General features: G+C 67.7%; 8 protein-coding genes and 1 pseudogene. 8 read left to right on the top strand and 1 reads right to left on the bottom strand.

All coding sequences use genetic code 11. The features are described from left to right. Positions 1–94: 94 nt before the first annotated feature. From H5T74_05495 to H5T74_05460, 8 genes and pseudogenes are all read left to right on the top strand, one after another. The gene (locus tag H5T74_05495; GenBank protein MBC7229829.1) at positions 95–1,102 is read left to right on the top strand and encodes an aspartate-semialdehyde dehydrogenase; all 1,008 of its coding nucleotides are present in this window, start codon (positions 95–97) and stop codon (positions 1,100–1,102) included. A gap of 297 nt (positions 1,103–1,399) precedes the next feature. Beyond that, complete coding sequence (locus H5T74_05490; GenBank protein ID MBC7229828.1) at positions 1,400–2,116, top strand: CPBP family intramembrane metalloprotease; 717 nt, start codon at positions 1,400–1,402, stop codon at positions 2,114–2,116. A gap of 36 nt (positions 2,117–2,152) precedes the next feature. Beyond that, a pseudogene (locus H5T74_05485) lies at positions 2,153–2,248 on the top strand (rhomboid family protein). A gap of 312 nt (positions 2,249–2,560) precedes the next feature. Then, complete coding sequence (locus H5T74_05480) at positions 2,561–3,457, top strand: CPBP family intramembrane metalloprotease (protein MBC7229827.1); 897 nt, start codon at positions 2,561–2,563, stop codon at positions 3,455–3,457. A gap of 564 nt (positions 3,458–4,021) precedes the next feature. Continuing rightward, the gene (locus H5T74_05475) at positions 4,022–4,912 is read left to right on the top strand and encodes a universal stress protein (protein ID MBC7229826.1); all 891 of its coding nucleotides are present in this window, start codon (positions 4,022–4,024) and stop codon (positions 4,910–4,912) included. Between the two features lie 736 nt (positions 4,913–5,648). After that, a complete protein-coding gene (locus H5T74_05470) occupies positions 5,649–7,766 on the top strand; it encodes a zinc-ribbon domain-containing protein (GenBank protein ID MBC7229825.1) in 2,118 nt (705 codons plus the stop codon). Positions 7,767–7,978: 212 nt separating this feature from the next. Further along, a complete protein-coding gene (locus H5T74_05465) occupies positions 7,979–9,358 on the top strand; it encodes an efflux RND transporter periplasmic adaptor subunit (protein ID MBC7229824.1) in 1,380 nt (459 codons plus the stop codon). Between the two features lie 9 nt (positions 9,359–9,367). Continuing rightward, on the top strand, positions 9,368–11,692 hold the full coding sequence (locus H5T74_05460) for a DEAD/DEAH box helicase (protein ID MBC7229823.1): 2,325 nt from the start codon (positions 9,368–9,370) through the stop codon (positions 11,690–11,692). 756 nt (positions 11,693–12,448) lie between these two features. Here the strand turns inward: H5T74_05460 and H5T74_05455 are convergent. Beyond that, a complete protein-coding gene (locus tag H5T74_05455; protein MBC7229822.1) occupies positions 12,449–13,021 on the bottom strand; it encodes a hypothetical protein in 573 nt (190 codons plus the stop codon). Positions 13,022–13,410: the final 389 nt, after the last annotated feature.

The following is a 13,410-nucleotide window of genomic DNA, read 5'->3' as shown; positions in this document are numbered from 1 at the left end:
CGATTCGTTGCGGAGGAGATAAAGACCGGCATGGCCGGCAAGAGGCGGACAGGCATCAGCGGGCGAGGTAGAGCAGGGGAAAGAGAAGGAGAACATGGCCAGGGAGCTCAGGGTAGCCGTGGTCGGGGCCACCGGGATGGTGGGCCAGGCGATGCGGGAGATCCTCGAGGAGAGGGGCTTTCCCGTGGCGGAACTGCGCCTGCTCGCTTCCGAACGCTCGCGGGGGCGGCGGTTTTTCTTCCGCGGCGAGGAGGTGGAGGTCGAGGTGCTGGACGAGGGCTCCTTCCGGGGGATCGACCTCGCCTTGTTTTCCGCCGGCGCGGAGATCTCGCGGCGCTTCGCCCCGCTGGCCGTGGAGGCGGGGGCGGTGGTGGTGGACAACAGCAGCGCCTTCCGCATGCAGGAGGACGTGCCCCTGGTGGTCCCGGAGGTCAACCCCGAAGATGCCCGCCGCCACCGCGGCATCATCGCCAACCCCAACTGCTCCACCATCCAGATGGTGGTGGTGCTCAAGCCCCTGCACGACCGCTCGCCTCTGCGCAGGGTGGTGGTCTCCACCTACCAGTCCGTCTCCGGGACGGGGAAGGACGCGGTGGAGGAGCTGCGGCAGCAAGCCAGGGAGGTGCTGGAGGAGAGGGAGCCGACCGCCCGCGTCTACCCGCACCCCATCGCCTTCAACTGCCTGCCGCACATCGACGTCTTCCTGGACGGCGGCCACACAAAGGAAGAGATGAAGATGGTCAACGAGACCAGGAAGATCATGGGCCTTCCGGATCTGCCGGTGTCCGCGACCACGGTACGGGTGCCCGTCTTCATAGGCCATTCCGAGTCCGTGAACGCGGAGTTCGAGGAGGCGATCTCCCCGGAAGAGGCGAGAGGCATCCTGGCCGGGGCACCGGGAGTGGAGGTGGTGGACGACCCCGCGAACAACCTCTATCCGCTGGCGCTGGACGCCGCCGGGAAGGATCCCTGCTACGTGGGCCGGATCCGCGCCGACACCTCTTGTCCGCGCGCCCTGAACATGTGGATCGTGGCGGACAACCTGCGCAAGGGCGCGGCGCTGAACGCCGTGCAGATAGCGGAGCTCATCCAGGGGTATTAGATGGAGGGGAGCGCGCGCGGAGGCGGGGAAGAGGGTATCCTCCCCCGGCTGCCCCGCTGCGCATGGCATCCCTACGAGCCCGCTTTCGCCGTGTGCGTGCTTTGCGGGAGGCCGGCTTGCGCGCGGTGTGCCCGCTTCATCTCCGGGCGTCATCTCTGCCCCGTATGCGCCGCCGCGCCGGCTCCTCCGCCTCCTGCCGCGTTTCCGGGCTGTGGAGACGTGCCGGCCTGGGGATACGGACCCGGATGGGCGCCGGCCACTCCACCCGCGGCTCCACCCGCCGCGCCGGCTCCTCCCGTGGCCGAGCCGGCCGGCGAGAGCGAACGGAGGTGGTGGAGGGCGGACTGGGGGCTGGCGGAGGTGTTGTTATCCTGGCTGGCGATCTTCGGCATCTACACCGTGCTGGGCGTGGTGCTCCTCGTCTCCACCGACAACCCTGTCATCTATAACTACCTGGCCTACGCGCTCTTTCTCTGCCCCCTCATCGCCCTGTGTGTGGCCGTCATCCCGCGGCGGCACGGCAGAGGGCGCGAGGAGCTGGGCCTGCGCTGGGGAAAACCCTCCCGCACCCTCGCCTTCGGGTGGCTGGGGGCGATGGCGGCGGTGGCCCTGAGCTACGCGGCGTTTTTCCTCGTCTACCTGGCCTTTTATCTCCTGGCCGGCCGCGGCCCGGTGAGCGCGGAGAGCGAACACCTGCGCGACCTGGGGGGAGGCAGCCTGGTGCTGCTGGTGCTGGTGACGGTGGTGCTGGCGCCCGTGTTCGAGGAGCTCTTCTTCCGGGGGCTCTTCTACCCCGCGCTGCGCAGGCGCCTGGGGGTGTGGGGGGCGATAGCGCTCAACGGGGTGATCTTCGGAGCGCTGCACATGCAGCCCCTCTTCATGCTCTCCCTGGTGTTGGTGGGCATGATCCTCGCCTACCTGTACGAGAAGACGGAATCCCTGGTGGCGCCCATGCTGGCGCATTCTATGTATAACCTGGCGGTGGTGCTGATAACCGTTCTCGTCGGCGGATAGCCCGGGGCGGCGCTCTGGGAAAGGCGCGGGAGAGGCATGCAGCGTCCTTATTGCGAGGTGCACGCACGTGAGCCGGCGGTGGCCCGCTGCGCGGGCTGCGGAAGATATCTCTGCCGCGAATGCCTGGTGGAGGCGGCGGCGCGCCCCTGGTGCCGCGAATGCGCCGCCCGGGCGGAGGGCCGACATTTCCGGGCGGCCGGAAACGCGCCTGCTGGAGGGGGCACCGCGGGGGAGATGGAAACCGTTTCCAGGCAGGAGCCGGCGCGGCCCCCGCAGGGAGAACACGCTCGTCCCGTCACCCCCTCGCCTTCCCCCTACCACCCGGCATCAAGCGCGCCTCCCCCCGTCCCGCCTTCATCCTCTCCGCCGGGAGAGGGGGCCGTTCGCGCGGGAGCGGCTCCTCCCGCCGGCCCCGGTGCGGGATCTCCGGAGGGCGGCGCTCCCGTGGCGGCGAAGCTGGTGGCCACCTGCGCCTACCACCCCGGAGTGAGGGCGGTGACGCGTTGTGCGAGGTGCGGAGCTCTCATCTGCGCGGGGTGCAGGAGGGTGGAGGGGAACAGGAGCTGGTGCGAGGCCTGTTTCCGCGACGCCCGCGCCGGAACCCCGGGCGGGAGCGGGGCCCGGTCCCGGGATGCGGGAGCGATGTATGCGGGCGTCCCCTGGAAGCTGTGGCCGGGGCTCGCCTTTCTCCCCGTGCCCTTCCTGCTCAACGGCCTCATGACCTACATGATGCGCCAGGGAGAGGAGGTCTCCGTGGGAGCGGCTCAACTCCTCATCTCCCTGCTCCTTTATTCCTCCACCCTGGCCTTCGCCTTCCTGGTCGTCTACCGCTACGGGAACCCCCTGGAGGAGATGCGCCTGAACGGGCGCAATCTCCCGGCCAGCCTGGGGTTGGGGCTGGTGGGAGGATCGCTCGCCTTCTGGCTGGCCGTGGCCAGCGGCCTCATGTCGGCGGGGATGTTCCGGAGCCTGGAGAACGTCGAGCGCTGGCTGCAGGGGTTTTTCGACGTGAACGTGAAGGAACTCACGGGCGCGGACGTCTTCATCGCCGGGCTGATCATCATCGTTGCCGCTCCCATCTGCGAGGAACTCTTCTTCCGGGGGTACCTGTATCCGGCCATGCGAGACCGCATGGGTCTGTGGGGCGCCGCGTTCCTCAATGGCTTCCTCTTCTCCGCCGTTCACTTCAGCGTCTTCGGGCTTATCGGGCGGACCCTGGCAGGGGTGATCTTCTGCCTTCTCTACGAGTACAACGACAACCTCTGGTCCCCCATCACCGCCCATGCCCTGAACAACTTCGTCGCTTTCTTCCTCCCCCTCGTGGTCATCTGGGGATCTTGACCCCCGCATCTCCCCATCACCGCCCATGCCCTGAACGACTTCGTCGCTTTCTTCCTCCCCCTCGTGGTCATCTGGGGATCCTGACCCCCGCATCTCCCCATCACCGCCCATGCCCTGAACGACTTCGTCGCTTTCTTCCTCCCCCTCGTGGTCATCTGGGGATCTTGACCCCCGCATCTCCCCATCACCGCCCATGCCCTGAACGACTTCGTCGCTTTCTTCCTCCAACGGCCGGCCGTGCGGCTCATCGTGGATGCCGGGTCGTGCCGCCCGCGGGATGCCGCAACCGGTGAGCCGGCAGGCCTTGTCGTGGGGGCGACGAAAAATGACGAGTAAAATCCCCGCAAATGGCAAGAATAGAAGATGGCGGCGATATAAAGAGGTGTACACGGCCGGAGATATTGAAAGGAACGCGCGTGCTGCCTGCGCCGCAAGGCGGCGTATGACGGTTTCGAGCGAGGAGGCGGAGGCGGCCGTCACGGCGGGAAACCTGCGCGGACAGGCTCGGCTTTCTCGCGTCGACGGGCGATCGGACGGGGATAAGGCAAAGAAACGGAGGGGAAAATGCTGAAGAAAGTCTTGTTTGCGGTGGACTTCTCTCCCTTTACGGAAAGGATGCTCGAGTGCGCCGGCGAGCTGGCGGGAGTGGGCATGAACGAGATGGTGCTCCTCCACGTCATCGACGCCAAGATGCACGCGGAGTACGGCGAGCACCTGAGCCCGGCCTACACGGCCATGGAGGAAGAGGCGCGGCGGCAGATGGAGCTGCTGGCGGGGAGGACGGACGGGAGCGGCTACAAGGTCAAGACGGTGATCAAGGCGGGAAGTCCGGCACCGACCATCGTGGAGACCGCCCGGGAGGAGGACGTCGACTTCATCTACCTGGGCGCGCACGGCAAAGGGTTCTTCAACCGCCTCCTGCTGGGCAGCGTGAGCGAAAAGGTGCTGGCGCTCTCCGACCGGCCGGTGATGATCCAGCAATGCAGGGTCAACGAGGGCGAGGGCGGCGGGTTCGCATGCGAGAACGTGTGCAAGCTCCTGTTGGAGAACATCCTCATCGCCAACGACTTCTCGGAATACGCGGAGAAGATCAAGCCTGTTCTGGAAAACTTCACCGCATCCTTCTGCGCTCCGGTGACCCTGCTGCACGTCCAGGAGGGAAAATCCACCTTCGGATGGGACGCCGCCTTCAAGGCCAGGAAGGAGAAGGCCAGGAGCGAGATGGAGGCCCTCCAGGAGTTTGCCGACTCTCTTGCCCCCTCCTGCAGGAGCGTCAGCGTGAAGCTGGTCGAGGGCAACCCCGCGCAGTGGATACTGCAGGTGGCCGAGGACATGAACGCCTCCCTCATCATCATCGGGGCTTTCGGTTATCGCACCACCGGGGGCTTTCTGGGGGGCGTCGCCCAGAGGGTGGTCAGGGAGAGCGAGCGGCCGGTCCTGGTCCTCAAGGCCTAGGCGGGAAGTGAGATGCGGGGATTTGGAGAGCGATAGAGCTGCGCGGCATCGCCACGGGAAGGGATGGACGGGGCGCCCTGCATGCATTCTGGCTCGGCCGCGTTCATGCGGGCTTGATTCGCTCCGTAGCCCCGCGTTCTCATGAACGCCCGCGACCTCGTCGCAAGGCGTTACGGACTGATGAGCGCCGGATTTCCGGCCGCCACCTCCGTATGCGCACCGGCGTCCCCGTAACGGTAAGAGCGACGCAACAGCAAGCCCGGGGACTTCCCCTTGTCCCGCAAGCCGCGGACGCGCGGGATATCCACCCCCTCCCCGGGCGGGACGGCGCACCGCCATCCCCGGCGCACAAGGACATTTGCGCGGGCGCGGATAACTCGACCACCTTCCCCCTACCCCGCAAGCCGCGGACGCGCGGGATATCCACCCCCTCCCCGGGCGGGACGGCGCACCGCCATCCCCGGCGCACAAGGACATTTGCGCGGGCGCGGATAACTCGACCACCTTCCCCCTACCCCGCAAGCCGCGGACGCGCGGGATATCCACCCCCTCCCCGGGCGGGATGGCGCACCGCCATCCCCGGCGCACAAGGACATTTGCGCGGGCGCGGATAACCATTTAGAAAGAGCGGCGGTCGAGCCTCCCGCCATGAGGCCGGCCGCGATGGCGTTAATGGTTTTCGCTGGGAGGGTTAACATATGTTTAAAGGATATGCGTTTCCGGAGGAAAGGTTGGCATGGAAGTGAATTGCCCGAAGTGCGGCCAGAAGAACAAGCCTGACGCCGCTTTCTGCATGTCCTGCGGGACCCCGCTCCCGGACGCGCCTTTCGCTCAACTGGAGAAGAGGCCGCGGCCTGCGGGGGAAGAGGGGGTGCCGGGAGAGGGGATGCCTCACGTTGGAGGCAGCGTTCATGTAGCCGGCACGGTCCCCTCTTCCGGAGGAGCGGGGACTGCGGAGGCGCCGCCCCGGGTTGCCGGGGCGGAGGACCGTACCGTTCCCATGCCCGCGGTGCCCCGGGCCGGGACCGGAAAGGCGGCCGAGAGCGCGGTCACCACACCCGCCCGGGAAGGAGGCCCCGGGACCGGCGGGGCTCCGGGTCATGCGGCTCCCCCGGCAGGGGCGCCGCTTCCGGAGACGCCCGCTCCCTCTACCGCTCCGGGACCGCCCTCGGTCACGGAAAGACAGGCCCCACCGCCCGGTCAGGCCGCGACGCCGGTCACGGAAAGACAGGCCCCACCGCCCGCCCCCGACATACGGCCGCCGCAGCCCCCTCCCGCCCCCGTGCCCGGTGCCGGCGCCTTTCGCGACGCCCACGGCGTGGAGGCGGGAAGGTCGGTGGTGGAGGAGATACGCATTATCGAGGAGGCGGCCGAGAGCGCGGTCACCACACCCGCCCGGGAAGGAGGCCCCGGGACCGGCGGGGCTCCGGGTCATGCGGCTCCCCCGGCAGGGGCGCCGCTTCCGGAGACGCCCGCTCCCTCTACCGCTCCGGGACCGCCCTCGGTCACGGAAAGACAGGCCCCAACGCCCGCCCCCGACATACGGCCGCCGCAGCCCCCTCCCGCCCCCGTGCCCGGTGCCGGCGCCTTTCGCGACGCCCACGGCGTGGAGGCGGGGGTGACTTCCGGCGGCGAAGCGGTCCCGGGGCGCCCGCCGCTGCTGGAGGAGACCATACCGCCGCAGCCCCCTCGAGGGCCCGGAGAGCTGCCGGTATCCCCGTCTCCGCCGCGCGAACGCCCCGACTACTACCTGCCGCCGGAGGCGGATTACGTCATCGCCGGGGAGGCAAGGGGCGCGGCGCCCCTTCCGGAGCCGCCGCCCCGGGGAACGGAGACGCCTGCGCGGGAGACGCCGGCCATGGACCCGGAGAGGACCCAGGTGGTGCCCGGCGGCGCCCCGCCCCCACCGCCGCCCCGCACCGTGAGGCGAGCCACCGTCACCTGTCCGGAATGCTATGCACCCAACCCGGAGGGCAACAGCTTCTGCCAGGAATGCGGCAGCCCCCTGTCCCCGGTGAGGGCCAGGACGCCGGTGTCCGGGCGCGCGGCGCCGCGCGAGGGCAGGGAGCAAACGGCGCTGCTCACGCCCGGAGCCCTGGCAGAGGTGGAGCCGGGAGACATGCGCGCCGCCAAAAGGGACCGCGCCGCAAGGGGCGAAAAGTCCTTCGGCGCCACGGACGTCCTTGCGCTGCTGGCGGTCGGGGCGGCGGGCGCGGCGCTGGCTCTCTCCAGCTTCATGGAATCTTTTTCCTGGAAGAAAGGCATGGATATCGGCATGTTCACCCACCAGGGCGCCTTTACGCAGGGACGCCCAGATCTCCTGGGCGGTCCGGGCATGCTGCCCTACCAGGGCACGGAATTCCTGACCGTGGGCCTGGTGGTCGCGGTGGGCATCGTTATCACCCTCGTCTTCCTCGCGGTAAGGGTCGGCAGGGGTCCGATGTTCATCCTGACCGGATGCCTGCTCCTGCTCCCCCTTGCCTACCTGCTCTTCCAGGCCGTGCTTCCCCTGCGCCAGACCGGGGTGGAGATCCAGCCCTCGCCGGGCATCGGGAGCCTCTTCTCCGGCGGTGCGGGCGTTCCGGGCATGGGGACGCCCCTGTGGATGGTCAGCGCCGCCGGCGCGCTGCTCATCGTGGCCGGTTTCGTGGCGCCGCCACGCGGCTGGGGTAGGCTGTTCACCTTCCTCGCCTTCTTCCCGGTCATGGTGGGATTGGCCTTCCTGTGCGCCGCCTGTTACAACTGGAACCTCTTCATCACCGCCGCCGGGATGGCGGGCATGCATGCGGGCCGGGCCGCGCCGCCCCAGGCCGCGTCGTCCGTACTGGCCGGCGTGCTCCCGTTGCTGCCGTGAGAGAACGGCCCCCGCGCGCGTGGGACGCATTTTGTGGGTCGCCCCGCCCCCCGGAGGTATTGGGAACGGCGCCCGCGCGCGTGGGACGCATAGGCGCGGTGCCCATGCCCGCGGTCTCATTGACTGCCTAAACACCCGCGGATATAGTATGATGCACGAGGCCCACGTCTCGCAGGGGGGTTGGGGGTTTATGGCCTGGAGGATTTGATGCGTTGAAGGTCATCGCAAGGATTGCAGCCGCCGTCCTGCTGCCGGGTCTGCTCTGCCTCTGCGCGGGGTGCTTCGGCTCCTCTATCGAGGGAGTCAGGGTCGCCGAGGTGACCAGAGGGGACGTGAGCAGGAAGGTATCCGCCGTCGGCACCCTCGATGCCGCCCAGCCGGTGGACGTAAAGCCCCTCGTGGGCGGGACCATCACCGCGCTGCACGTAAAGGAGGGCGATTACGTCACCGCCGGTCAGGCCATCGCTACCCTTGATGCGGCCGAGCTCGCGGCCCAGGCGGCCAAGGCAAAGGCCGACTACCTCACCAGCGCCTCCATAGGGGACATCCTGCGGGGCCAGTGGAACAACTCCCTGGCCATGTACAAGAGCGTGGAATACGCCTACCAGGCGTTCACGCAGATACAGGGCCAGATCGACCAGGCGGTGCTGGATTTTCTGGACATGATGCCGGTCATCGTGCCCTTTCTCCCCCCCGACCAGCAGGAGTTCCTCAAGTCCCTGCTGGCGGAGGAAAGACAGAACTACCTGGAGGCGGTGGCGAACCGTACCGGCCCTCCCCCCATAGCCTACTCCGGCTATCCCTCCAGCGCGGCCGCGGCCGACGCAGCGCGGGTGGAGGCGGCGCGCTACGATTACCAGCGCGTCATGGAGGGCACCAAGAGTCCCGATATCGTCGCGCCCGTGTCGGGTTATGTGGTCTTCGCCGCGCCCTCGGGGGGACTGCCCACGGACATGCTCACCGAGATGCTCGGCGGGCTGGGTTCGCTGGTCTCCGGATTCGGCGACCTCAGCGCTTTTCTCGGGGGGGACCTGGGCGGGCTCCTGGGTGGAGGCGGCGAGGGAGCGGAGCTCAAGGTGGGCTCCAAGCTCAGCGCCGGCCAGACCGCCTTCCAGATCGTGGATCTTCAGAACATGCGGGTGCTCGCGGAGGTGGAGGAGGCGGATATACCCAAGGTGCAGGAAGGCCAGGAGGTGGAGGTGTTCCTGGACGCCTACCCCGAGCTCATCTTCACCGGGAGGGTGGCGCAGGTGGGCGTGAAGTCGAAGACGGGCTCATCCGGATCCACCGTCTTCCCGGTGGTGGTGGAGATGGACCGCACCGATATTCCCCTGCGCCTGGGATACAACGCCACCGTGGACATCAAGGTGTTGAGCAAAAAGGACATCATCTCCGTCCCCGTGACCGCGGTGATGGATGAAGACGGCGCCCGCTACGTCTACGTGGTGGTGGACGGAAAGGCCGCCCGCAGGGAGATAGAGGTGGGGGTGCGGTCCGAGGAGTGGGTAGAGGTCCTCTCCGGCCTCGACCCCGGCGAGCGCGTGGTGGTGGAAGGGGTCGGCAAGGTCAAGGAAGGCCAGAGGGTAGAGTAGCGTGAAGCCGTGAGCGGCCGCCGCGGACGCATGCAGGGAGGGTTCGAGGAGCTCCTCGCCGAAATCTCCGCGAGAAAGGGCGACGAACACCGCATGACCCACGTGGAGATCATCCCCGCTCGCCCCGCCACCTGGGTGGACCTCCCCCGCGACATGCACCCTGGGCTGAAGGAGGCCCTCGCGCGCCTGGGAGTGCGCAGCCTGTATCCCCACCAGGCACGCGCCATGGACCTGATCCGTCAGGGACGGCACGTGATCATGTCCACCGGCACCGCCAGCGGCAAGAGCCTATGTTACCACCTGCCCGTCTACGAAGAGATCCTGGAACGACCGGCCTCACGCGCCCTCTACCTCTTTCCCACCAAGGCCCTGGCCCAGGACCAGCTGCGCAGCCTCAAGGAACTGCACGGGCACGGGGTGCGTTCCGCCACCTATGACGGGGACACGCCGCGGGAGCTGAGGTCGTGGATCCGGCGCGAGGCCCAGGTGGTGCTCTCCAACCCGGACATGCTGCACTTCGGCATCCTTCCCAACCACCGGCTATGGGGAGGCTTTTTCTCCAACCTGCGCTACGTGGTCCTGGACGAGGCCCACGTGGCGCGCGGTGTCTTCGGATCCCACGTCGCCCAGGTGCTGAGGAGGCTGCGGCGAGTGGCGGCCCTCTACGGGTCGCGTCCCCGCTTCTTCTTCGCCAGCGCCACCATCGCCAACCCCGGCGAGCATGCGCGCAACCTCTCGGGGCTGGAGGTGGAGGTGGTGGAGGACGACTGGTCGCCCCGCGGGCGCAAGGTGTTCGCCCTCTGGAACCCCCCGGACATCCTGGAAACGGGAGGCGGGGAGATCCACCGCTCCTCCAACCTGGAGACGGCCGAGCTCCTGGTGCGCCTCATGCGCCTGGGGGTGCGCACCATAGCCTTTTCCCGCTCCCGCAAGGCCGCGGAGCTGGTTTACGGATACGTGCGCCGCTTCCTGGCCAAGGGCGAGCGCGAGCTGGGGGAGCGGCTCGCGGCCTACCGTGGCGGGTATCTTCCCCAGCAGCGCAGGGAGATAGAGCGGCGCCTCTTCTCCGGCGAGCTGCTGGCGGTGAGCACCACCAACGCCCTGGAGCTGGGGGTGGACATCGGCGAGCTAGAGGCCTGCCTCATGAACGGCTATCCGGGCACCATCGCCAGCACCTGGCAGCAGGCGGGACGGGCGGGGAGGCGGCAGGACGAGTCCCTGGCGGTGCTCGTCGCCGCCGACGACCCCCTGGACCAGTACCTGGTGCGGCATCCCGAGTTCCTCTTCGGTTCCCCCTGCGAGGAGGCGGTCATCGACCGCGAGAACCCGCGCATCCTGGCGGCTCACCTGGCGTGCGCCGCCTACGAGCTGCCGCTGCGGGAGGAGGACGAGGAATATTTCGGCCCCGCCATGCGCCCTGCACTTGAGGCCCTGGAAGGTGAGGGTGCCCTCAGGCGCAAGGGCCGCATCTTCTATTACGCGCGCCGCGAGGCGCCCGCCCAGGACATCAACCTGCGTTCCGCCTCCGGCTCCCTCATCAGCATCGTGGAGAGCGATACCGGCAGCCTGCTGGGCACGGTGGAAGAGGCCACCAGTTTTTTCCATGTGCATCCGGGGGCGATCTATCTCCACCAGGGCGAGTCCTACCTGGTGGAGGAGCTGGACCTGGAACGCATGGTGGCCTTGGTGCGCGGGGTGCAGCTCGACTACTACACCAACCCCATGGACAACACCGACGTGTCGGTGCTCTCCGAGGAAAAGGGACGGGCGGCGGCTACGGGGGCCTGCGCCCTGCACTACGGGGAGGTGGAGGTGTCCACCAGGGTCTATGCCTACCAGCGGCGCCGCATGGTCACCCACGAGGTCCTGGAGACCCTGGCGCTGGACCTCCCCACCCAGGTGCTGGCCACGCGTGCCGTGTGGTACACCCTGCCCCCGCATCGCCTGGCCGCGCTGGGCTTGGATGAGTACTCCCTGGCCGGAGGGCTGCACGCCCTGGAACACGCCGCCATCGCCATGCTCCCCCTCTTCGCCATGTGCGACCGCTGGGACATCGGCGGCATGTCCACCTCGGGCCATCCCGATACCGGGCAGGCCACCGTGTTCATCTACGATGCCTATCCGGGCGGAGTGGGCATATCCGCCCGCGGCTTCGAGATGGCCTCCGCCCACCTGCGGGCCACCCGCGAGATGGTGCGCAGCTGCCGCTGCAAGGAGGGCTGCCCTTCCTGCATCCATTCTCCCAAGTGCGGCAGCGGCAACGAGCCCCTGAACAAGCAGGCCGCGTTGGCCTTGCTGGAGCTCCTGGAGACGGACCTGGGGGCCCGAATATAGGGCGCGGGTTCAGGGAGGGACCATGCCCTCGATCCTCGGTCACCACCAGACAAGTGCCCCCTCTGGCTTAGCGACGTAACCGGAAAAGGGGGTCTTCGCTTTCGCGCACAAAGGATTGACGCGTCTTGCCCCGGTCAAGTCGCCCTCTTTTCTCGCTCGTGGCTTTCCGGTATTTATGCCCTTACGGCGGGCTGCCACTTTGTGTTCGCTGCGGCACGTCCCGCTTCACGCGCCCCGGCGTTCTCGGCTGCGGTTTCAAGGCGCGCATGCCTGTCCGGCAGCATAACCATAATATGGCATATGCTTTACGGCGCCCATTTCCGCGCTCGCGCAGGAAAGAGAGCGCAGGAGGCCCGGGCGGCGAAGCGCAACCGCCACGGCCGCCGCGCCATGCCCGCAGGCGATATTGGTGTTGCCGAAAAAACCCTGGCGAAAGCCCTAATCCCGCCGGGCTCGGAGGCCGATAAGATAATTGGAGAGGGAGACCGAGGCGATGGTTAACCTTCCAAAAGAGGTGCGGATAAGAGTGTTACACCACGACTCTCCCTCTCCCTTTCTTATGGGGTCAGCCCCGGACATGGGACACTTTTCCTCGCCCGGCATTGCGCTCCGACTGCGACGAGCAGACTGCCGGGCTGGATCGACGCCGCCTCACATTCTCGCTAAGACCAAACTCTTCCTCTCCCCCTCGTTGCCCGAAAACCCCAGGCACGACAGCCGCACGGGAGAGAGGTGCGCAAAGGGGACAGTTTGCGCCTACCAGATCTCTTTCCAGACACCCCTTATGGCGCCAACGATAGCGGTGTCGATGTGCTGCGGTATATTTGCCAGGTATTGCCTGGCATGGTCCTTGAACTCGGGGCGCAGGTTCTTCAGGTAGGCGATGACGTTCTCGGCGCTGAGATCGCGCCGCGCCTTCCTCTCGAAGTTGGGCTTGAGGTCGCTCCAGATCACCACCTCTATGCGTTCCCCGGCGGCGTTCTTCCCCTCCGCCCACGCGCGGATGTCGGGAAGGTGCTCGTCCACGGTGCGGCACCAGTGCTCGCCCGTCTTGAGGTCGAGAAAACCCACGTTCTCGGGCTTGGAGCCCTCGGCCTGGGAGAGGCTCCAGACCGCCTCGCCCACGGTTTCCGTTCCCATGTAGGCCCACAGGACCCTCACCAGGCCGGCGCCGCGGCACAATACCGGGACCAGGGCCCGACGCGGGTTCACGTAAGCGAGCTCCACGGGAAGCTCGGGCCCGTCCTCGTGCCATACGCCGTCCCTGAGGTCGAGACCGTCGGGATCGCTCACCAGCGCGTCCCACCCCAGGACCGCTATCGCCGTCATACCGCCATACCTCCGCGGAAAGAGGTCCGTGACGTAATCCTATTTCGGCAGGACTCCCGTTCAACCTTACAGGACCGGCGTATCGCGGCGGAAGGTCCTTTCCGTTCCGGGCGGATAGAACGCGCACAACCCTCTTGTTGTTGCCGGGTTTATGGGGTCAGCCTGGAGTTCTACTACGAAAATTCGGGTCAAGGGAGGTGAACACGGGCCGGGGCTCGGTCTTGTCCCGGAGGAGATGAGCGATCCAGCGCGAGGACTCCGCCTGCCCACCCTGCTCTCGCGAGCGGCGTGCCCCGATGTGCAGTATAGATGGGGTACTCGACCAGGAACAGGGGCGCCCGTTCCCGCCTTGCCCCCACGCGCCAACCAGAAGTCGAAGACGATATCTC

The sequence above is a fragment of the Actinomycetota bacterium genome, assembly GCA_014360645.1.
Lineage (GTDB): Bacteria > Actinomycetota > Geothermincolia > Geothermincolales > RBG-13-55-18 > Solincola_B.
Note: the sequence above shows the minus strand (reverse complement) of the source record. Positions and strands in the feature narration are given on the sequence as shown.

Coding starts and splice junctions, on each gene's coding strand:
- H5T74_05495 (MBC7229829.1), top strand. CDS start 95: ATGGCCAGGGAGCTCAGGGTAGCCGTGGTCGGGGCCACCGGGATGGTG.
- H5T74_05475 (MBC7229826.1), top strand. CDS start 4,022: ATGCTGAAGAAAGTCTTGTTTGCGGTGGACTTCTCTCCCTTTACGGAA.
- H5T74_05470 (MBC7229825.1), top strand. CDS start 5,649: ATGGAAGTGAATTGCCCGAAGTGCGGCCAGAAGAACAAGCCTGACGCC.
- H5T74_05455 (MBC7229822.1), bottom strand. CDS start 13,021: ATGACGGCGATAGCGGTCCTGGGGTGGGACGCGCTGGTGAGCGATCCC.